Here is a 19803-nt window from a genome sequence, read left to right on the forward strand (position 1 = left end):
GAAGCCGATCGGCCCTTCCCCGTTATAGCTCATGCTGCCAGCCAGGGTATTGCCGCCGTCGCTGGACTCGACATTGAGCGCCACCACATTCTGGTTGCTACGGCCGCCGATGACCCAGGTGCCGCCTGGATTCCACGGCGCGGAGTCGCCGCCCCACTGGTTTTCGACCAGGTAGGTATTACTTTGCGTTAATGTTGCCCGGAAACCGATCTGGCCTTCGCCGACATACTTCATGGCCCCGGTGAAGGTGTTGCCGCCATCGGCCGAGTTGATGTTCAGCGCCGCCACGTTTTGGCCGGAGCGGCCGCCGAGCACCCATACCCCGCCTTCGTTCCATGGCGCGGAAGGGCCGCCCCATTGATTTTTAACATGATGGAGATTATTCGCGGACTTGCTTGTTTTCGACATTATTGCCTCCAGAATAATATGCACACGATTTAATTAATATCATTTTAGAAATTATTAATTTCATTAATTAATATCTTTGATATTCGCGCGCAGACCAGCAGAGCGGCGCTGTCCCGGCCTTTTGAATGGGGGAGTTAATTTAAAAGACAGGAGGAATGTTATCGTGTTTTTTATCCGGGCATTGGCGCGCACGAATAATAAAATTTATTTATTATTCAATGACTTATATTGAAACTTATGGGGGGATATGTTGTCTAATATTCGGTAAATATTCCTGCGAAGAAACGGCCTTATGCGTGCTGGCGATTGTCGGGCTGCGGCGTGGCGGCGCAGGCCTTGGCCCGCGCTTCTTCGGCTTGACGCAAACGCTGCTGATTCAGCCAGGGCGTTGCTTGCGCATGGGGACCATGATCGAGCGGCAAGACGAGTTTTTTTGACGCTTCGCGGCAGGCCGTGGAGACTGCTTGCGGCTGTTCATGCGCTTGCTGCTGAAGGTGTTCGGCCTTGGCCACGCGCGCGTGGTCGATCACTTGCCAGTCGGGGCCGGCAAGCGCCGGGACGGTGATGCCGATGGTGGAGGCGCCCAGGAGCGCGATAGCTAAGTTTTTCATGATGAGAGTCGTTCGAGGGAAGCTGCCGGCAGTTGTGGAGACGCACTGCGCGAAAATAAGTAATCGATTTTGCAAGATAAAGTAGCACGATAGGACTGAAGATTGCTGCTAAAAGAACATTCTTGAATGTCTGATACAGGGTGTTTATATGCCCACCAGCAACTATCAACCCATGATCCTAACAGAATTCTTGAAATGTGCCCACAAGGAAAATATTCCCAATGAGCACATTTAATTACCATTAAATTACATTTTTATGACTAACTTATTGCCAGTTATTTCCGCTCAGCGTGGCTTGGTAGCCTGCGGAATATTTGGCGTATGGCACTTTACCAGCGCTGACGCCGGTGACCGTGTTGTTGCTGATGCTGGCACTGCCGCTTGGCGCCGGATAGAACGGTGCGCCAATCACCACGCCGTTGCGCCATGGCGCCGTCACGGTATTTTGTTCCAGCCGGATATTGGTCGACGTCGAGAAACCGATGCCGTCATACAGCGAGCCGATGATGGTATTGTTGCTGACTTCGATGTCGTCAACGATGCCGACGTCGTGGCCATCGCTGCCATTACCGATATGCAGCGCCGGTTGGCCCTGGTCAAAACCATTGCCGCCGGACCGCACGATGGTGTTGCCGGTGATGCGCGACGCATGCAGGTCGCTGCCATTGACGCCGAAACGGCCAACGCCGAGGCCGGTATAACGGGCCGTGTCGGCGACGTAGTTGTTTGCCACCAGGTGGCCGCTGCCGCCATACACGCCGATCGCCTTGCCGTTCCAGGCGCCGATGATGGTGTTGTTGGTCTGGGTGATATTGCTCATCGGCGAGTAAAACACGCGGCCATGGTCGGTGTCGTTGTAGTTGACCGAGTTGATCGCGATGCCATCGTCGCCAGTGCCGCGGACAAAGTTATTGGTCGCGGTCAGGTAGTTGCCGACGGTGGAGTCGAGCGACACGTTATTCAGGTTGCAGCCGTCGGCCCAGATCGACGTCAGCCGGGTATTGCGGACGATGCCGCCGGTGCCCGAGGCCCAGAAACCGGACAAGACGTGCTGGGTCCAGATGTTTTCCGCCAGCCAATTGGTGCCGGTTGTATCCATCGCGCCGCCGGCGCCATCGACCGATTCACGGCTGCGCGAATTGGAATCGACATGGAAATTGCGCACCGTCGTCGAGGTCAGCTGGAAGATCGAGCCCAGGCCGTTGGCGTTCGGCAGCGGCACGTCGCGGTAGATGGTGCTGTACCACATGCCGGCGCCTTCGATGGTGACGCCCTTGGCGACCAGGCTGTTGGTGCCCTTCAGATAGAAGTTGCCTGAGGGAATCCACACACTCTTGTTTTGCGATTGCGCCTGGTTGATGCAATTCTGAATCGCCGCGGTGCTGTCCTTGGCGTTCGGGTTGCCGGCACCATTGGTCGGCGTCGTATCGGCGACCGCGCCGCAACTGGTGATCGAGATGGAATTGGCGGGTTGCGCCAGCGGCGCCGGCGGATTTTCAACGTCGATCACATCGACATTGTAGAAGGCAGCCGTGTTGTCGCTATCCTTGCGCAGCGAAAAAGTGCTGCCCGGCCCGATCGGCTCGCCGACGATGAAGGCGTGGCTTTCGTCGAAAAAGGCGCGCGGCTTGCCCGACGCCGGATTCTGGTCGCTGGCCTGATATTCCTTGCCTTCGTAAATCCAGCTTTGGCGCGAGTTCAGGTTCAGGTGCTGGCGGAATACGCCGTTGACGTACAGGTTCAGCGTGGCGGTGATGCCACCGCCGCCGGGCGCGTCGGGGATGCTGGCGCGCACGTTGATGAAGCTGATCGGCTTGCCGGTGTTATTGGTCCACCATACTTCCTGGTTATTGCCGGTCAAGGCGACGTAGGCGTGGCCGGACGATTCCAGTTCCGGACTGGCGAAGCGCGTGGTCGGTGCCGCTGTCAGCGACACCACCTTGGCGCCGCCGACCACCGTGCCGGCTTCGGCTTCATAGCTGACGAAAGTCGTGGTCGCGCCGACGGCGGCGTGCACGTGTGCGGCCACCAGCATGCTGGCGGCGGTGGCGATGGCGGTCATCGTCATGGCGCTTGTTTTTTTATGTCGGGTCATTAAGTCGATGCTCCTTGCGGATGTAGTGGGTAGGCCGCCGGACTGCCGGCGGCGTTGGTCGTTGCTGCCATTCCCGGTACCGGGCCGCTGGCTATGGTTACCCTGGCTGCGGTCCGCTGTATTAGTTTCGGCAGTGAAATATAGCATGCTCAACTACAAAACCAGCAAGCTGTTTCCAGTAGAACTGTTTCTGTGTGGAAATTGATACAGTTGAATATAGTTGCTCCGTGCCGGCAACGGATTCCCGGCACGGCAACCGATGGCTTACCAGTTATTGCCGCTGAGCGTAGCCTGGAAGTTCTTGGCATAGTTGGCGTACGCAACTTTGCCGCTGCGAAGCCCGCTGACCGTGTTATTGCTGATCGTCGCGTCGCCCTTCGGCGTCGAATAGAACGGCGCACCGATGACGATCCCGTTGCGCCATGGCGCGGTCACGGTATTTTGCTGCAGCCGGATATTGGTCGACATCGAGAAACCGATACCATCGTACAAGGCGTCGACGACGCTATTTCCGCTGACCTCGATGTCATCGATAATACCGAGGTTCGGGTCGTCGCTGTCGCTGCCGATATGCAGCGCCGGCTGGCCCTGGTCGAAGCCATTGCCGCCGGACCGGACAATCAGGTTGCCGCTGATGCGCGACGCATGCAGGTCGCTGCCGTTGCTGCCGAAGCGGCCCACGCCCATGCCGGAATAGCGCGCCGTGTCGGCGATATAGTTATTCGCCACCAGGTTATTGCTGCCGCCATACACGCCGATGCCCTTGCCATTCCATGCGCTGATCACCGTGTTGTTGGTCTGGGTGATATTGGTCATCGGCGTGTAGTACACGCGGCCATGGTCGGTATCGTTGTAAGCGACCGAATTGATCGCCATGCCATCGTCGCCGGTGCCGCGGATAAAGTTATTGGTCGCGGTCAGGTAGTTGCCGATGCTGGTGTCGAGCGCGACGTTATTCAGGTTGCAGCCGTCGGCCCAGATCGACGTCAGCCGGTTATTGCGCACCATGCCGCCGGTGCCCGAGGCCCAGAAGCCGGACAGGACGTGCTGGGTCCAGAGATTTTCCGCCAGCCAATTGGTGCCGGTGGTATCCATCGCACCACCGGCGCCATCGACGGGTTCGCGGCTGCGCGCGTTGGAGTCCACGTGAAAATTGCGCACCGTCGTCGACGTCAGCTGGAAGATCGCGCCCAGGCCGTTGGCGTTCGGCAGCGGCACGTCGCGGTAAATCGTGCTGTACCACATGCCCGCACCTTCGATGGTGATGCCCTTGGCCACCAGCCCATTGGTGCCTTTCAGATAAAAGTTGCCTGAGGGAATCCACAGGATCTTGTTTTGCGATTGCGCCTGGTTGATGCAATTCTGGATCGCCGCGGTGCTGTCCCTGGCGTTCGGGTTGCCGCCGCCATTGGTCGGCGCCATGTCGGCGACCGCGCCGCAACTGGTGATCGAAATGGAATTGGCGGGCTGGGCCAGTGGCGGCGGCGGATTTTCAACGTCGATCACATCGATATTGTAAAACGCCGCCGTGTTGTCGCTATCCGTGCGCAGCGAAAAGGTGCTGCCCGGCCCGATCGGCTCGCCGACGATGAAGGCGTGGGTTTCGTCGAAGAAGGCGCGCGGCTTGCCCGAGACCGGATTCTGGTCGCTGGCCTGGTATTCCTTGCCCTCGTAAATCCAGCTTTGGCGCGAGTTCAGGTTCAGGTGCTGGCGGAATACGCCGTTGACGTACAGGTTCAGCGTGGCGGTAATGCCACCGCCGCCGGGCGCGTCGGGGATGCTGGCGCGCACATTGATGAAGCTGATCGGCTTGCCGGTGTTATTGGTCCACCATACTTCCTGGTTCTTGCCGGTCATCGCCACGTAGGCATGGCCGGATGCCTCCAGTTCCGGGCTGGCGAAGCGCGTGGCCGGCGCCGCTGTCAGCGCCACCACCTTGGCGCCGCCGACCACCGTGCCGGCTTCCGCTTCATAGCTGGTGAACAGCGTGGTCGCACCGACGCCGGCGTGGGCATGGGCGGCGGCCAGCAGGGTGGCGGCAGCGGCCAGCGCCGTCATCGTCATGATCTGTGTTTTTTTGCTTTGGTTCATGCAGTCGATTTTCCTTGCAGAGGGAGTGAGGTCGCCGGAATTCCGGCCGGATTGTGTCTGGCTGATTTCAATATAGCATGAAATCACAAATAGTTTCCGCACAAACCATTTCCGCATAGAAATCTATTCGGCGACCTGATGTACTCCTACACTGCTTTCAGAAAACGCAATAAATGCTGGAAATAAAACGCCTGCTCGTCCCACATGCTCAGGTGGCTGCCATTCTGGCAGATGAACGAGCTTGCGTTCGGCATCATTTTTGCCATTTTTTGCATATCCTCGGGATCCATTTCATCGTATTTGGCACCGATCGTCAGGGTTTTGACCTTGATCTCATGCAGCCGGTCCCATCGTTCCCAATCCTTCAGGTTGCCGGTCATCAGGAATTCACTTTTCCCCTGCATCTGGTTGTAGATCTTGTTATTCGCGTGGCGCAAGGTCTGGCCGACGGCGTCCGGCCATGGCTGGATGCGGCAGATTACCTTGGGATATAACTCTTCCATCATGATCTTTTCGTATTCCGGCGAGTCGTAAGCCTCTTTCGCTTCCAGCGCTTCCAGTTGAGCCAGCAAGGCCGGCGGCAGTTGCTGCTTGATGGCGTTAGTCCGTTTCAGGTATGCCTGCATGCCGGCGGCCATGTTGGAAATGACCAGGCCGCGCAAGTGTCGTTGATGGTGCAGCGCATATTCGATCCCCAGGATGCCGCCCCAGGAATGGCCGTATAGCACGAAATTCTCCAGGCCCAGGCCGCGCCGGACTTCTTCCACCTCTTCCAGGTAGCGCGGCAAGGTCCACAGCGAAGGATCGTCCGGCTGGTCGGAATTACCGCAGCCCAACTGGTCGTAGTAATACATTTCTATCCCTGCTTGCGGCAGGAACGATTCCATCGCTTCCAGGTATTCATGGGTAAATCCCGGGCCGCCATGCAGCAGCAGCACCTTGACCGGGCCGCTGCCAATTTTCTTGGTCCATACTTTGTATTTGCCGCCGACCACCGGAACCATGCGCACGCCGGCGGTCCGGATGCCGGGCGGATTCAAGCCGTCGGGCTGTGTCACCGTGATACCGTCCACGCCGCCGGCTGGCCGGGCTGGCGCCGCCACTGCCGCGCCGCTGCTCGCCGTGCCGGCCACCGTACCGGCTACCGCCGAGACGACACTCGTTGCAAGAAAATTACGCCTATCCATCATCATCCCTCATTTATTAAGTAAATTACTGCCATTTTTCAACAATACGACTCAGGCCGTCACCAGTCCATAATTCAGGCGCAGCGCCACGCGGCGGAAGCCGGCGCGCAGGATATTATTCAAGGAGGAATTGTTTTCGCCCTCTTTCGGATGCCAGGTTCCCACTCCGATATCGCGGCAACCGGCTTGTTGCGCGGCCAGTACGCGCGCCGCGATCAACGCCGCTTGTGCGCCGAGGCGGCGCGCCTCAGGCAAGGTGCCGCCCATGCCCAGCCACGCGCGGGTTCCCGACAGATATAGCCCGCCGACAGCAATCGGCACGCCATCGTGGCAAGCGAAATAAAAGCGCCAGCCCTTGCGCATCGCCATCGCCGCGAACCATTCCTGCATCGATTCGGGGAAAGAAAAAGAACGGCACAGCACCATGCCGAGCAAGCCGGACTCTTGCGCCGTCACTTCCCTGACCTGCAGCGTGCCGGCAAACGGTATGGATTGATCGAGTAGAAATTGCTCGATTCCCTTGTTCGCGGCGGGCTGAAAGCCATTTTTTTCCAGCAGCGGAAGCAGATGCCGGGCCAGCGGCGAGACCTGTATCCAATAGTTAGCGATGCCGCGCTCCCGGTACAGCGCCATGATTTCTTCCAGCATGGCCTGGCTCACCGCGCCACCATTGCCGAGGCCGACGACGCGGTTCAGGAACGGCGTCGACAGCGTGGGCGACAGCAATAGGGTGCGATCGATGGACTGTAGCGCGAGGTTGCCGTAGCGTGGTGGCGCAGCCCTGAAACAGTCGCCGATAGCCTCTGCTTCTATGCTGTCGGCCAAGATTATTTGCTGATCTTGCAAAAGAGACATATCAAATTCTTCTTTCTTGACGTTTTGCTAGTTATAATACGCAACAGGACATATCTTACACCGTAAAAACTTACATCGTAAGAATAATTGAGTGTGTTGGCTTAGAAGAGACAACTTGTGATGAGCAGAAAAAAAAAGGAAACCGCGCTGGACCGCGAACGCATCGCGGCCGCCGCACTGGCGCTGATCGATGCCGAGGGGATTGATCAGTTGTCGATGCGCAAGCTCGGTGCCAGTCTCGGCGTTGAAGCGATGACGCTGTACTATTACTTTACCAATAAGGCGGAGTTGCTGGATGGCGTCACGGATTGCCTGCTCGAATTAGTGGAGAGTTTCATGGATCCGGCGCTGGCCGGGCTGGAGCGGATACGCCAGACTTTTCACGGCATGCGCCGGCTATCGATCGAGCACCCGCAAGCCTTTTTGGCGATGGTGCAGCGGCGCTTCCGCACCCGCCGCGCGCTGGAATTTTATGAGCATTTGCTGCAGGCATTCGCCGACGCCGGAGCGACGCCGGAACAGAGCGCCCGTTATTACCGCATGCTGGCCAACTTCAGCGCCGGCGCCGGCATCGCCGAAGTTGGCAGCCGGGCTTTGCAGCCGCATGCGACGCCGATCATCCTGGAGGATTTTAATTTGCCGGAAGTGTTTCCCCGGGTCACAGAAGTGGCGCCGCATTTGCGGGTGCCCTGTCTCGGCCCGATCTTCGCATCCGGGCTTGAATTGATACTCGGCCAGTTGCAGGCCGAGTTATCGTTCAGCGCATCATGAGCGGCCAGCGCCAGCATCGGCGCGGCCGCTGCTCACATCGGCCGCGAAACGCAGCAGCAACTGGTTGAATGCGGCCGGCTTGTGCCAGAACGGCGCATGCCCGACGCCATCGAGCCGCTTGCACTCGCCTTGCCACAGATTGGCGTAGCGGAGGCTGTCGATATAGTCGAGATTGACGATCTGGTCGTCGGCGCCATTAAGCACCGCCAGCGGCACCAGGCTGCTTTCCACCGCCTGGCGCTGGTCCACCCCGGCGCCGGCGCGGGCCGCCTCGAACAGGCGGCTGCGGAAACGGCCATCCGAACGGACCATCGCATTGCGCAAGAATGGATCGTCGAGGTCGCCGAAAATCGCCTTGGCGAAAATGGCGACCTCCTCTTGCGACAATTCTTGCTTGCCGGCCAGCCCCATATGCGGCGAACCTTTGAAACCTTGCGCCATATTATCGTTGGCGACTGGCGGCGTGCCGCTGATCATCAAGCCGCGCAGTCCCGCAAAATGCGGCATCATTTCGATGCCGATATGGCCGCCCAGCGACCAGCCGACCACGATCGCTTCATCGACGCCCAGTTTGCCGAGCAATTCGACGGTGGCTTCGGCAAAACCCGGCCGGGTGTAGCTGTGCACCGGGTCCGGCGCGTTCCCGGACTGGCCGTGGCCCGGCAAATCGAAGGTGATCAGGCGCTGATGCGCGCCCAGCTGGCCCTGTAGTTGATGGTGAAAAACGCCACGGCAGGTCGAATTGCCATGAATAAAGAGTATCGGTATGCCGCTATCGCCGCTCTGCTCTACCGCGAGGGAGCCATGCGAGGTCAGTATAGTGTGCTGCCGAGTCGAATGGGTCATGGGGTTCCTGGTCTCTGCCATCATTAAAATTGCCATAGAAAACTATTTTCCATTGGCGTGTAATTGATGCCTATCTTAGCGGAATTCTGCCGGCGACACATGCCGCGCTGTAGCTTGGCGGTGTGAATATTGGCCTGGCACCTGGCCCAGTCTCCTGGTTATAATGACGCACCATGGGGAAATTTTTTAGCGTAAAGAAATTGCATATCTGGATAGCCTGTCTGGCGATCCTGATGAATGCGCTCGCCCCATCGATTTCCCAGGCCATGACGGCCATCGGCGGCCCGGCCAATTTGATCGAATTGTGTACCGTCAACGGCACGCAATATATCAGCCTGGACCAGGCCGGGCCGGACAAGCCATCCGGCGATTCTATCAAGCACCATTTTGAGCACTGCCCGTACTGCATGACCCATGCCGGTACCTTTGCCCTGCCGTCCAGCGCGTCGCCATTGCTGCTGCCGCTCAGCGGCCACGACGTGTTCCCGCCTCTTTTTTACCATTCCGCAACGCCGCTGTTTTCGTGGACGCCGTCCAGTCCGCGCGGTCCGCCCAGCCTTTCCTGACGCATGCATGCCGGCGCAGGATGCCGCATGTCGCCGAGCGCGCCGCTAACCATCTGAGCCTTGCCGCCTGAACGCCTCCGTGCGCCAGCGCGGCGTTCAGCCGCGCCATCGATATTCGGTCCCGCCACTGCTACGCATGCCGTCACAAGTTTTGTTCCCTCGTCTTTGGCGGACCAGGCTTGCCTATGGCTGCCAGGACACTTTTCAAACTGTAGGAGTGTTATGAAATCGAATTATTCCGAAAGCAAAACGCTGGCGCCCATGCGTCGCGGCGCCACTGCTCGTATCGGCCTGCTGTTGGCCAGCAGCATTGCGCTGCCGCTACAACAAGCGTGGGCGGCTAGCCCTGCCGTTACCGACAGTGACGACCATGGCCCCGTGGTGGAAGTCAAGGCGGCCTTGCCCGGTGCGTTGCAACGGGGACTGGCCACCGGTTCCAGGCTCGGCCTGAGCGCCATGGAAACGCCGGCCAGCGTGGAAAGCATCAGCCGTACGCAATTGGTCGACCGCGGCGATACCCGCGTCATCGATGCGATCAGCAAGGCGGCCGGCTTGAATGTGTTCCCGCACCCCGGCAATGGCGGTGCGGCGGTGGCGGCGCGCGGCTTTACCGACCTTGCGTCGGTGACGCAGTTGTATGACGGCGTCAAACCGTATGGCGCGGGCGCGCTGACGTTTCCTTTCGATACCTGGTCGGTCGACAGCATCGAAGTGCTGCGCGGCCCGGCGTCGGTGATTTACGGCGAAGGCGCGATCGGCGGCGTGATCAATGTGATCCCCAAAAAACCGGGCCAGACGCCGGTCCGGAACGAGATCCAGCTGGGCCTCGGCAGCGAAAACACCCGCCGTTTCGCGTTCGGCAGCGGCGGCGCGGTCGCCCCGCACTGGTCGTACCGGCTGGACGCCAGCGCCAACCGCAGCGATAACTGGGTCGACCGCGGCCAGTCCAGCGACACCACGGTGTCGGGCGCGCTGCGCTACGATGTGTCGCCGGCGCTGCATGTCACCTTGTCGCACGCGCAAGGCAATCAGCGGCCGATGCGCTATTTCGGCGTGCCGCTGATCAACGGTCAATTTTCGCCGGCCACCTTCAATAAAAACTATAACGTCGCCGACAGCCTGATCCAGTACCGGGACAGCCTGACGTCGCTGGCGATGGAATGGCAAGCCGCGCCCGGCCTGGAAGTATCGAGCAGCATCTACCGCATCAAGAGCCGGCGCCATTGGCGCGATGCGGAAACGTATCAGTGGCAGGCAGCCAGCGGCCTGGTCGGCCGCAGTGGCTACACGGAAATCCTGCACGGCCTGGAACAAGTCGGCAGCACCACGTCGTTCAAGCGCGACAGCCAGCTGTTCGGCCTGGCCAACACTTTTTCGGGCGGCGTCGAAGTCAACCGCACCACGTTCCAGCATACCAATAACGCGCCGTACTCGGGCAGCAGCACGGTCGACCTGGACAACTCCCAACCCGGGTTATTCCTCACTGCCGACGCCACCTTGCCGAAATACCGCGTCAACGCGCATCAATATGCGCTATTCATCGAAGACCATGTCAAACTGAACGGCCAATGGTCGCTGATCGGCGGCTTGCGCTACGACCATGACGACGTGTCGCGGCGCGATGTGATCCATCCGGCCGCATCGTTCGACAAGACGTTCAGCAACCTCGGCTACCGGCTTGGCACGGTGTTCGATATCAGCGCCCATAGCGCGCTGTATGGACAATATTCGGTGGCGTCCGATCCGCTCGGCCCCTTGCTGTTCACCAACGCCAGCCGCGCCGCGTTCGACCTGGCGCGGGGCAAGCAGATCGAAGTCGGGTTCAAACAGGCGTTCTGGGACAAGCAGGGCGACTGGACCGTGTCGGCGTACCGCATCGTCAAGAACCATTTGCTGACCCGAGACCCAGGCAATATCAATCAAAGCATCCAGGTCGGCCAGCAATCGTCGCGCGGCCTGGAAGCGACGTTTTCGGTGGCGCCGAACGCCGACTGGAAACTGGAGGGCAATGCCGCGCTGGTACGGGCACGCTACGACGATTTTGCCGAAGCCAGCGCCGGCCAGTTGCTGTCGCGCGACGGCAATACGCCGACCGACGTGCCGAAACGCACTGCCAATCTGTTCGCTCACTATCGTCTGGCAAGCAACTGGACCGCGATCGCCAGCCTGCATCATGTGGGTCAACGCAACGCCGATATCGCCAATACGCTGAAGATGCCGTCGTACAGCACCACCGACCTGGCGCTGCGCTGGCAGCTGGCTGCCGCTACGTCGCTGACGCTGCGCGGTTATAACGTGTTCAACCAGCGCTATGCCGAAACGGCGTATTACAACCAGACCCAATGGCTGCTGGGCGCCGACCGGCGCGCCGAACTGCAATTGAATCATCGCTTCTGATGCCGCTTTATCTTGATCTACTTATAATATAAACATGGTTAGATTCGTCCACAGAAGAATGCTGCACGCCTGGATCGCCTGCCTGGCAATCCTGTTCAGCGCGCTTGCGCCGTCGATTTCGCACGCCTTGGCAGCCGCGGCCTCCGGTGGCCGCGGCCCGGTACTGGCCGAAATCTGCAGCGCCGACGGGGTACAGTATGCGTCCTTGTCCGACAGCGGCCATCCCGGCCCGGATACGGCCATGGACATGCAGCATTGTCCGTATTGCGCGACCCATGCCGGCTCGTTTGCACTGTTGCCGCCCTCGCTGGCCCGCTTCAGCGCCATCGGCGGCCACGATGTTTACCCGGTGCTGTTCTACGACCCACCCCAGCCTTTATTCAGCTGGACGGCGGCCCGCCCGCGCGGTCCGCCCGCGCCGCCCTGATTGTCGCTTTTTACCGATTCAGCACATTCATCCGCTGCCGCCACCGCGGCAGCATGCCGCGGCACCAGAATAAAGAATAACCATGAAACTCAATCTTGCACTCTCCCCTGTCGCGCTGGCCCTGCTGTCCGCGCTGTCGTCCGGCGCGTTCGCACAAGCGGCGCACGAGGCATCAGCGGCGGCCGGCGCCGATGATACGCCGCTCAAGCAGCTCGGCACCGTCACCATCAACGGCAGCCGCCCGACTTCGCTGCCGACCCAGATTCCGACCACCATCGAGGGCGTCACGCGCCAGGAAATCGAGCGCGGCATCAATGCCACCGATGCCGAAGACGCGCTGAAATACCTGCCCAGCCTGCTGGTGCGCAAGCGCTACATCGGCGACTACAACCACGCGGTACTGTCGACCCGCGCTTCCGGCACCGGCAACAGCGCGCGCTCGATGGTGTATGCGGACGGCATCCTGCTGTCGAATTACCTGGGCAACGGCGCCACCTTCGCGCCGCGCTGGGGCATGGTCAGTCCCGAGGAAATCGAGCGCGTCGATGTGCTGTACGGACCGTTTTCGGCCGCGTACGGCGGCAATTCGGTCGGCGCGGTGGTCGATTATATGACCCGCATGCCGACCCGCTTCGAGGCGCATGTCAAGCTGTCGCTGTCGCGCCAGCCGTTCGAGCTGTATAACACCGACGACAACTACCAGGGCAAGCAGCTCAGCGTATCACTCGGCAACCGCAGCGGCAACTGGTCGTGGTTCGCCGATGTCAGCCGCAACGACAGCAAGGGCCAGCCGCTGACCTTCCCGGCCCGTCTGCTCAGCGCCGGCGTGCCGGGCAATGCCGGCGTGCCGGTCAGCGGCGCCGTACCGGGTCAGGACCGGACCTTCAAGGATTGGTATCTGCTCGGCGCGGCGACCCAGTACGGCACGGTGCAAGACCATCTGAAAGCCAAGCTCGCCTATGATTTTTCGCCGACGGTACGCGCCAGCTACACTTTCGGGCTGTGGCAAAACACTTCGCAAGGCAGGCCAAGCTCGTATTTGCGCGACGCCCAGGGCCGCCCGGTGTACAGCGGCACGGTCAATATCGGCGGGCGCAGCTTTACCTTGAGCCCGACCGACTTTAATGTGTCGAACGAAGACCTGGAACATGTGATGCACGGCTTGACCGTCAAGAGCAATACCAGGGGAATATTCGACTGGGAAGTCGCGGCCAGCCTGTACGACTACCACAAGGATATCCTGCGCGCCGCGACGGTGGCCTTGCCGGGCGCGTTGAATGGCGGCGCGGGCCGCATCGTCAACCAGGGCGGCACCGGCTGGAATACCTTCGCGGCCAAGGGCGTGTGGCGTCCCGATGGCATCCATGGCGCGCATATCGCCGAGTTCGGCTACCAGCGCGAAGCGTACACATTGTCCAGCATCGAAAACGCGGCAAGCGACTGGATTTCCGGTGCGCCGGGGGCGCGCAACCAGGCCTTTGGCGGCAAGACCGAGATGAACAGCCTGTATGCCCAGGACACCTGGAAATTCGCGCCGCGCTGGAAAACCGTGCTGGGCGCGCGCCTGGAACGCTGGAGCGCCGGCGACGGCCGGACGTCCAATACCACCAGCACGGTATGGCAAGGCGAACGCCACGACACGTTTGTATCGCCCAAGGCGGCGCTGGCGTTCCAGGCCAGCGCCGACTGGGTATTAAAAGCGTCGCTGGGGCGCGCGGTGCGCATGCCGACCGTGTCGGAACTGTACCAGGGCGGCATCAACGCGGCCGGCACGCTGGTCAACAACGATCCGAATCTGAAGCCGGAACGTTCGTGGACCACCGAATGGAGCGCCGAACGCAAGCTCGACAACGGCTTGCTGCGCCTGACCGCGTTCGGCGAACGCACCACCGACGCGCTGTATTCGCAAACCAATGTGTTGGTGACGCCGAATGTGACCAATGTGCAAAACGTCGGCCAGATCAATACCAAGGGCCTGGAAACCGCGTACAGCGCCGCCGATGTGTGGCTGCGCGGCCTCGACCTGAGCACCAGCGCAACCTGGACCGATTCGAAAATCGTCCGCAACGACCAGTTCCCGGCCAGCGTCGGCAAATGGCAGCCGCGCATCCCGGAATGGCGCGCCAGCGGCGTGGCCAGCTACCGGGCCGGCGACCAGCTGACGCTGACGCTGGCCGCGCGGTACAGCGGGCCGCAATTTTCGACGCTGGACAATTCCGATCCGAATGGTTTTGCCTACCAGGGCGCCAGCAAATACTTCACCACCGACGTGCGCGCCCATTACCGCATCACCCGGCAATGGAGCGCCGCGCTGGGTATCGACAACCTGAACAATTACCAGTACTGGAACTTCCATCCCTACCCGCAGCGCACCTATGTGGCGGAGCTGAAGTTCGACTTGTAATCGCAGCTTGCGATAAGCGTTAATACGTATTTGGCATCATCGTGTTGATTATGATCACAAATCGTGGTTCACTGCGTGCTCCGTATCTGTTTTTGGAGCACAGCATGAGCACATCGATCAACACCTTATTCGCCGGCGTCGCGCTGGCTTTGTTTTCAGTCAGCGCGGCATTTGCCGCCGACACGCCATCGTCCGACCCGGCGGTCGCCATCGCCATGGTCGACAAGGGCGCGGCCTTCCTGAAAAAGAATGGCAAGGAAGCGCTGATCACGGCGATCAACGGCAAGCATCCCGAGTTCGTCACCAAGGATACCTACCTGACGTTGCGCGCGCTGGACGGCACCCAGCTGGCGCATCCGACCAATCCCAAGCTGGTCGGCAAGAACATGGTGGTGCTGCCCGACGCGGACGGCAAGCTGTTTCGCAAGGAAATCATTGAAGAAGCCAAGACCAAGGGCAAGGGCTGGGTCGATTATCGCTACAACAATCCGACTACCGGCGTGATCGAGAAAAAATCGACGTACTTTTTCAAGGATGGCGACGTGATCCTGGAAGCCGGGATTTATAAAGGGAAATAATAACGGGAAATAACCATGGCGGCAGCCAAGCTCCCGCCGTTATCGCTGCATCAGGCGGCAAAACCGCCGTCGACGGTCAGGCTGGCGCCGGTCACATAAGCCGCTTCATCGCTGGCCAGGTAGGCGACAAAGCCGGCGATTTCGTCCGCCTTGCCATAGCGGCCCAGCGCGATCAGGCTGGTCAGCGTGGCGGCGAACTCGCCATCGGCCGGATTCATGTCGGTGTCGACCGGACCCGGCTGCAGATTATTGATGGTGATGCCGCGCGGTCCCAGGTCGCGCGCCAGGCCCCGCGTCAAGCCGGCCAGCGCCGCCTTGCTCATCGCGTACGGCCCGCCGCCGGCGAATGGCATGCGCTCGGCGTTGGTGCTGCCGATATTGATGATACGTCCGCCCTGCCCCATGTGGCGGGCCGCTTCCTGCACCGCGACGAACACGCCGCGCACATTCACCGCCAGCGTGCGGTCGAAATCTTCCAGCGTAAATTCCGCCAGAGGCGCCACCGCCAGCACGCCGGCGTTATTGACCAGGATGTCGAGCCGGCCATACGTCTCCACCGTTTGACCGATCGCGCCACGCAATTGGGCGGCGTCGGCGCTGTCGGCCTGGATCGCCAGCGCGCGGCCGCCCCGGGCGGTGATGGTTTGCACCAGCTGCCTGGCGGTTTCGGCCGAATTGACGTAGCTGAAGGCGACGCTCGCGCCTTCTTGGGCCAGGCGTGTGACGATGGCCGCGCCGATGCCGCGCGAACCGCCCTGCACAAAAACGACTTTGCCGCTTAAATTCCGATGACTCATGATACGACTCCTGAAGGTTGGTGAGCCGTCAGTATCCGTTGATCACTCAATGATAACTAGCCGGTAATTGTCATCTTCAGTCGAAAGCAATGCTTTAGAATAGCGCTATGGATACCTTAAACAGCATGCATTGTTTTGTCAGCGCCGCCGAAGCGGGCAGTTTTGCCGAGGCGGGCCGGCGGCTGGCCCTGAGCGCGGCGGCGGTCGGCCAGAATGTCGCCAGGCTGGAAGCCGGCCTCGGCGTGCGCCTGTTCCAGCGCACCACCCGCAGCCTGACGCTGACCGAGGCTGGCGAACGTTTCCTGGATGAAGTCCGGGAAGGCCTGGCGGCGATCCAGACGGCGCTGGCCAATACCACCAGCGCCCAAGGGCGGCCGGCCGGTACCTTGAAAATCAGCATGGGCATCGGTTTCGGGCGCGAGTACATCTTGCCGCTGCTGCCGGATTTCCTGGCGCGCTATCCAGCCGTGGTGCCGGACTGGCATTTCGACAACCGCCCGGTCGATTTGATCGCCCAGGGCTTCGATGCGGCCATCGGCGGCGGCTTCGACTTGCCGCCCGGCCTGGTGGCGCGGGTGCTGGCGCCGGCGCACCGGGTCTTGCTGGCTTCTCCCGCTTACCTGGCCGGCGCGGCGCCGCTGGCCGGACCGGCCGACCTGGCGCTGCATGCCGGGATCTTGATCAAGTCGCCGCAAACCGGGCGCGTGCGACCATGGCTGCTGCGCAACCGCGACGGGCAACAAGCCCCTATCGGCTTGCCGGTGCGCATGACGATGAGCGACCCGGACGCGGCTTGCCAACTGGCGCAACTGGGCCTGGGCCTGACGCTGGTCGGCATGCCGAATGCACTGCCCTACCTGGAGAATGGCACGCTGGTCAGGGTATTGCCGGACTGGTATGTCGACGGCGGCAACCTGTCGCTGTATTTTGCCGATAAAAAACTGCTGCCGTCGAAAACCCGGGTATTCGTCGATTATGTGGTGGCCCATTTCGAGCAGCAGCACCTGGCGCGGCGCCTGTCGGCTATGTTGCACAGTTAAAAAAGCGTTCAGGGCAAGGCACCTTGCCGCAGGCAGTACGAGGGGTGCCCACAGAATTCGGAAAAAATAGTACGCTAAGGATTTCCGCCAGTCCCTAGCGGACGGAATCGTCCCTCGTCAACGTTCCGGCTCTGCCGCCAAACATAGTCCCCGGTCAGGTTGATGTGCTCCCAGCCCAAAGGCGACAGGTATCGCAGCATGCCGTCGTCGGGCAGCTTGCCGGCCTCGCGCAAGGCCTGCGTCGCTCGTTCAAGGTACACGGTATTCCACAGCACGATAGCGGCCGTCACCAGGTTTAATCCGCTGACGCGGTAGCGCTGCTGCTCGAAGGCCAGTAAGCTGTCCCGCTCGGTTGCGGAAAGTATCGAGCGGCGCGCCCTGCGTCACGCCACTTTTGAGGAGCACAGGCTCCTCATGTTGGCCCGGCGCCTCCAATGCGCGCGATTGTTTCAATTAGCGTGGTTCGTTTGACGCCAAAGGTTCGGCATGCGGCGGCCTTGGACATGCCGCCGCTCAGCGCGGCAAGGATGGACTCCAACTTCTCGCCGGTGATGGCTGGAGGACGGCCGCCCATACGCCCGCGCCGGCGTGCGGCAGCGAGTCCGGCGGTCACGCGCTCCGTGGTCAAGGCCCGTTCGTACTGGGCTAGCGCACCGAAAACATGGAATAGCAATTCTCCGGACGCTGTCGTAGTGTCCATTCCTTCGGTGAGCGACCGGAAGGCGACCTGTCTGCCTTTCAGCGTGTTCACGATGGAGAGCAGGTGCGGCAATGAGCGCCCGAGTCGGTCCAGCTTCCATACGACAAGCACATCGCCAGGTCGCACGAATGCAAGCGCCTTCGTTAATCCTGGTCGATCATCCTTTGCTCCGGACGCTCGATCTTCGAACAGGTGCCGGACATCGACACCCGCGGCCTGCAAGGCGTCGCGCTGGAGGTTGGTATTTTGGCGGTCCGACTCGGACGAAACTCGCATGTACCCGACAAGCATGTGCGGAAAACCTATGAAGTGTGGTTGTCGTATGCGACACCAAAACGACATAGTTTTCCGTACACTTTACCAGCCTTTGCGGGCAACATCCAGATGTTGCCTGCCAGCCTGTCGCCAAACACTTGTTTTACGTCACACATCGAACTTGAAGATCACGTACAGTAGTAGTTATACATGCAAGTGTGCTAATTTGTGAGCATCGCGCGCTGGCCGTTTTTGGAATTCCGACGCACAATCCTAGGAGGATTTCGCGTGAGCATATTTGACGACATCGGCGATGCGCTCTCATCAGCCGCTAGTACAGTCGGTGATGTTGCTGAGGCCGTAGTTGATGTAGTAGCCGATGCGGCCGAGGATGTGGTGAATGCGGCAACCGATGCCGCTGGAGATGTGGTCGATGCTGTCGTCACGTTCATTGCTGTGCACCTCGGACCCATCGTCGGCTTCTTCGCAAAGATCTTGGGCGGGTTCATCAATGGCTTCATCAACTTCATCAGGGACATCGGCCACGACCTTTTCAGCTTCGTGCGAATCTTCGGTCGGTTCGTAGGTGCCGTCTTGCGACTGGATTTCGCCGGTGCCATCAGGACGATCGGGGACTACTTTCTTGCCGCTGTGGATGTAGTTCTCGACGCCGGACGATTCATCTTTGGAGGCTACTTCATAGGAAGCATACGCAATCAGTTTCAGCGCGAATCGCTGCGTGAATTCGTGACGAACTTGATCGACACAAACTACGCCAGCAATCCCGCCGCGCGCGACCGTATCAAAAGCAAGCTGAAGCTGGATCAGGCGAACTGGGGTCTCAAGGTCAATGCGCAACACCGGACTCTCATGCTGGACAGCGCGAATACGCCGCTCTGGCAGTGGCACAACGACGGCACTCTCGACCTATACGCACTGGCCGGTCTGTTGAGCTTCAGCAGTTTGGACGTGTTTCGCCCACGAGCGTGGGTGCGCTCTGTAGGAGCGGACGGCAAAGACACGGTATGGCCTGTCACGCGCAGCGTGATCAACGAGTACCTGGCCGACCAAGACCGCACGCGTGTAAGGCGTCTTCGCGTCTACGCTATGCGGCGCACTGTCGTCTCAGAGCAGATTGACATCGCAACGCGCAAGCACAAGAAGCTCGGGATTCACCTTAACTGGGATCAAGGCACGGCAATCACCGATACGGAATTCTTAACCTTAGAGATCAAAGAGAAGTCTGAGTATGCGTTCTCGATAGCCGACCAACACCAAGGCTTATTTGTGATCCGGCGCGGGTTGCGCACCGGCGAAGGCAGTGGAGAGGAATGCACGGCGTTAGCACTTGCCCTCTTCCAGATCACCGAGGGCAACCATGGCAACACCGAGGGACGTGACCTCTTTTCGCCTTGCGCGAACTTCGGGCGTACCGACTCATGCTGCGCGACGCTTTCGGTCATGCCAGGTGAGAACGGAACGGGATCGAGCGTCGTCTACCGTGAAACTTGGCCATCGCTGGTTTTTCGCTATGTCCTGGCACACGAACTTGGCCACTACTTTGGTCTATGCCACTACGGTCACGATGGTCTTCAGAACATCATGTACACGGCGGCAAAGGACGAGCACTTGAGCATGCTGGACATCGGCCTACTGAATGTCTACATGCAAGGTGAGCCGGAATTTACGCAAGATGATGGGCGCAACTGCTGGCGCTTTATCGTCAATCAGCTTCAGTGCTGCCTTGAGCTCGACTAGATGCCGTCGCCAGCGGC

17 protein-coding genes and 1 pseudogene (1 of these 18 only partly in view) are annotated in these 19803 nt (G+C 60.2%); 8 read left to right on the plus strand and 10 right to left on the minus strand.

Annotated elements, in window-relative coordinates:
• From GJA_RS28290 to GJA_RS26165, 6 genes are all read right to left on the minus strand, one after another.
• Nucleotides 1–408, minus strand: partial view of a lectin OAA family protein gene (locus GJA_RS28290; RefSeq protein ID WP_038492355.1) — the 5' portion only. 24 nt of this gene lie to the left of the window's left edge; the window shows 408 of its 432 coding nt (coding positions 1–408); the start codon lies at nt 406–408; the stop codon falls past the left edge of the window.
• A 290-nt stretch (nt 409–698) separates the two neighbouring features.
• Complete coding sequence (locus GJA_RS11725; RefSeq protein ID WP_051780700.1) at nt 699–1019, minus strand: hypothetical protein; 321 nt, start codon at nt 1017–1019, stop codon at nt 699–701.
• A gap of 265 nt (nt 1020–1284) precedes the next feature.
• Nucleotides 1285–3114 (minus strand): right-handed parallel beta-helix repeat-containing protein, encoded by a 1830-nt coding sequence (locus GJA_RS11730; protein ID WP_144241499.1) that lies wholly within the window; start codon nt 3112–3114, stop codon nt 1285–1287.
• A gap of 264 nt (nt 3115–3378) precedes the next feature.
• Nucleotides 3379–5205, minus strand: a complete 1827-nt coding sequence (locus GJA_RS11735) for a right-handed parallel beta-helix repeat-containing protein (protein ID WP_051780704.1) — start codon at nt 5203–5205, stop codon at nt 3379–3381.
• Nucleotides 5206–5351: 146 nt separating this feature from the next.
• On the minus strand, nt 5352–6398 hold the full coding sequence (locus GJA_RS11740; protein ID WP_197539792.1) for a proline iminopeptidase-family hydrolase: 1047 nt from the start codon (nt 6396–6398) through the stop codon (nt 5352–5354).
• 45 nt (nt 6399–6443) lie between these two features.
• Nucleotides 6444–7217 carry a GNAT family N-acetyltransferase gene (locus GJA_RS26165; protein WP_167541104.1) on the minus strand — a complete coding sequence of 258 codons (774 nt, stop codon included), beginning with the start codon at nt 7215–7217 and terminating at the stop codon, nt 6444–6446.
• 150 nt (nt 7218–7367) lie between these two features.
• On the opposite strand from GJA_RS26165, the gene GJA_RS26170 reads away from it, so the two are divergent.
• The gene (locus GJA_RS26170) at nt 7368–8018 is read left to right on the plus strand and encodes a TetR/AcrR family transcriptional regulator (RefSeq protein WP_051780707.1); all 651 of its coding nucleotides are present in this window, start codon (nt 7368–7370) and stop codon (nt 8016–8018) included.
• On the opposite strand, the gene GJA_RS11755 is transcribed toward GJA_RS26170, so the two are convergent.
• Nucleotides 8013–8864 carry an alpha/beta fold hydrolase gene (locus tag GJA_RS11755; protein WP_038492357.1) on the minus strand — a complete coding sequence of 284 codons (852 nt, stop codon included), beginning with the start codon at nt 8862–8864 and terminating at the stop codon, nt 8013–8015. The two genes, GJA_RS26170 and GJA_RS11755, sit on opposite strands and share 6 nt — an antisense overlap.
• Nucleotides 8865–9037: 173 nt before the next feature.
• On the opposite strand from GJA_RS11755, the gene GJA_RS11760 reads away from it, so the two are divergent.
• From GJA_RS11760 to GJA_RS11780, 5 genes are all read left to right on the plus strand, one after another.
• Nucleotides 9038–9430, plus strand: a complete 393-nt coding sequence (locus GJA_RS11760) for a DUF2946 domain-containing protein (RefSeq protein WP_038492359.1) — start codon at nt 9038–9040, stop codon at nt 9428–9430.
• Between the two features lie 222 nt (nt 9431–9652).
• Entirely contained in the window at nt 9653–11827 is a 2175-nt protein-coding gene (locus GJA_RS11765; protein ID WP_081905365.1) for a TonB-dependent receptor, read from the plus strand.
• A gap of 58 nt (nt 11828–11885) precedes the next feature.
• Nucleotides 11886–12254 carry a DUF2946 domain-containing protein gene (locus GJA_RS11770; RefSeq protein WP_242404520.1) on the plus strand — a complete coding sequence of 123 codons (369 nt, stop codon included), beginning with the start codon at nt 11886–11888 and terminating at the stop codon, nt 12252–12254.
• Between the two features lie 82 nt (nt 12255–12336).
• A complete protein-coding gene (locus GJA_RS11775) occupies nt 12337–14658 on the plus strand; it encodes a TonB-dependent receptor (protein WP_038492365.1) in 2322 nt (773 codons plus the stop codon).
• Between the two features lie 104 nt (nt 14659–14762).
• A complete protein-coding gene (locus GJA_RS11780) occupies nt 14763–15236 on the plus strand; it encodes a cache domain-containing protein (protein WP_051780709.1) in 474 nt (157 codons plus the stop codon).
• Between the two features lie 50 nt (nt 15237–15286).
• On the opposite strand, the gene GJA_RS11785 is transcribed toward GJA_RS11780, so the two are convergent.
• On the minus strand, nt 15287–16033 hold the full coding sequence (locus GJA_RS11785) for a 3-oxoacyl-ACP reductase family protein (protein ID WP_038492368.1): 747 nt from the start codon (nt 16031–16033) through the stop codon (nt 15287–15289).
• Nucleotides 16034–16140: 107 nt separating this feature from the next.
• Here GJA_RS11785 and GJA_RS11790 point away from each other — a divergent pair, with 107 nt between their 5' ends.
• Entirely contained in the window at nt 16141–17073 is a 933-nt protein-coding gene (locus GJA_RS11790) for a LysR family transcriptional regulator (protein WP_038492371.1), read from the plus strand.
• Nucleotides 17074–17147: 74 nt separating this feature from the next.
• Here the strand turns inward: GJA_RS11790 and GJA_RS11795 are convergent.
• Together GJA_RS11795 and GJA_RS11800 are read right to left on the minus strand one after the other, a co-directional pair.
• Nucleotides 17148–17405, minus strand: a pseudogene (locus tag GJA_RS11795) (Tn3 family transposase); the annotation flags it as partial.
• A gap of 80 nt (nt 17406–17485) precedes the next feature.
• Entirely contained in the window at nt 17486–18064 is a 579-nt protein-coding gene (locus GJA_RS11800; RefSeq protein WP_038492378.1) for a recombinase family protein, read from the minus strand.
• A gap of 252 nt (nt 18065–18316) precedes the next feature.
• Here GJA_RS11800 and GJA_RS11805 point away from each other — a divergent pair, with 252 nt between their 5' ends.
• On the plus strand, nt 18317–19786 hold the full coding sequence (locus GJA_RS11805) for a hypothetical protein (RefSeq protein ID WP_038492381.1): 1470 nt from the start codon (nt 18317–18319) through the stop codon (nt 19784–19786).
• Nucleotides 19787–19803 lie beyond the last annotated feature (17 nt).

The sequence above is a fragment of the Janthinobacterium agaricidamnosum NBRC 102515 = DSM 9628 genome, assembly GCF_000723165.1.
In the GTDB taxonomy this organism is placed as follows: Bacteria; Pseudomonadota; Gammaproteobacteria; order Burkholderiales; family Burkholderiaceae_D; genus Janthinobacterium; species Janthinobacterium agaricidamnosum.

Excerpts from the sequence above, each read along its gene's own strand:
- GJA_RS11725 (WP_051780700.1), bottom strand. The coding sequence starts at position 1,019 with ATGAAAAACTTAGCTATCGCGCTCCTGGGCGCCTCCACCATCGGCATC.
- GJA_RS11730 (WP_144241499.1), bottom strand. The coding sequence starts at position 3,114 with ATGACCCGACATAAAAAAACAAGCGCCATGACGATGACCGCCATCGCC.
- GJA_RS11735 (WP_051780704.1), bottom strand. The coding sequence starts at position 5,205 with ATGAACCAAAGCAAAAAAACACAGATCATGACGATGACGGCGCTGGCC.
- GJA_RS11740 (WP_197539792.1), bottom strand. The coding sequence starts at position 6,398 with ATGATGATGGATAGGCGTAATTTTCTTGCAACGAGTGTCGTCTCGGCG.
- GJA_RS26170 (WP_051780707.1), top strand. The coding sequence starts at position 7,368 with ATGAGCAGAAAAAAAAAGGAAACCGCGCTGGACCGCGAACGCATCGCG.
- GJA_RS11755 (WP_038492357.1), bottom strand. The coding sequence starts at position 8,864 with ATGACCCATTCGACTCGGCAGCACACTATACTGACCTCGCATGGCTCC.
- GJA_RS11760 (WP_038492359.1), top strand. The coding sequence starts at position 9,038 with ATGGGGAAATTTTTTAGCGTAAAGAAATTGCATATCTGGATAGCCTGT.
- GJA_RS11765 (WP_081905365.1), top strand. The coding sequence starts at position 9,653 with ATGAAATCGAATTATTCCGAAAGCAAAACGCTGGCGCCCATGCGTCGC.
- GJA_RS11770 (WP_242404520.1), top strand. The coding sequence starts at position 11,886 with ATGCTGCACGCCTGGATCGCCTGCCTGGCAATCCTGTTCAGCGCGCTT.
- GJA_RS11775 (WP_038492365.1), top strand. The coding sequence starts at position 12,337 with ATGAAACTCAATCTTGCACTCTCCCCTGTCGCGCTGGCCCTGCTGTCC.
- GJA_RS11780 (WP_051780709.1), top strand. The coding sequence starts at position 14,763 with ATGAGCACATCGATCAACACCTTATTCGCCGGCGTCGCGCTGGCTTTG.
- GJA_RS11785 (WP_038492368.1), bottom strand. The coding sequence starts at position 16,033 with ATGAGTCATCGGAATTTAAGCGGCAAAGTCGTTTTTGTGCAGGGCGGT.
- GJA_RS11790 (WP_038492371.1), top strand. The coding sequence starts at position 16,141 with ATGGATACCTTAAACAGCATGCATTGTTTTGTCAGCGCCGCCGAAGCG.
- GJA_RS11800 (WP_038492378.1), bottom strand. The coding sequence starts at position 18,064 with ATGCTTGTCGGGTACATGCGAGTTTCGTCCGAGTCGGACCGCCAAAAT.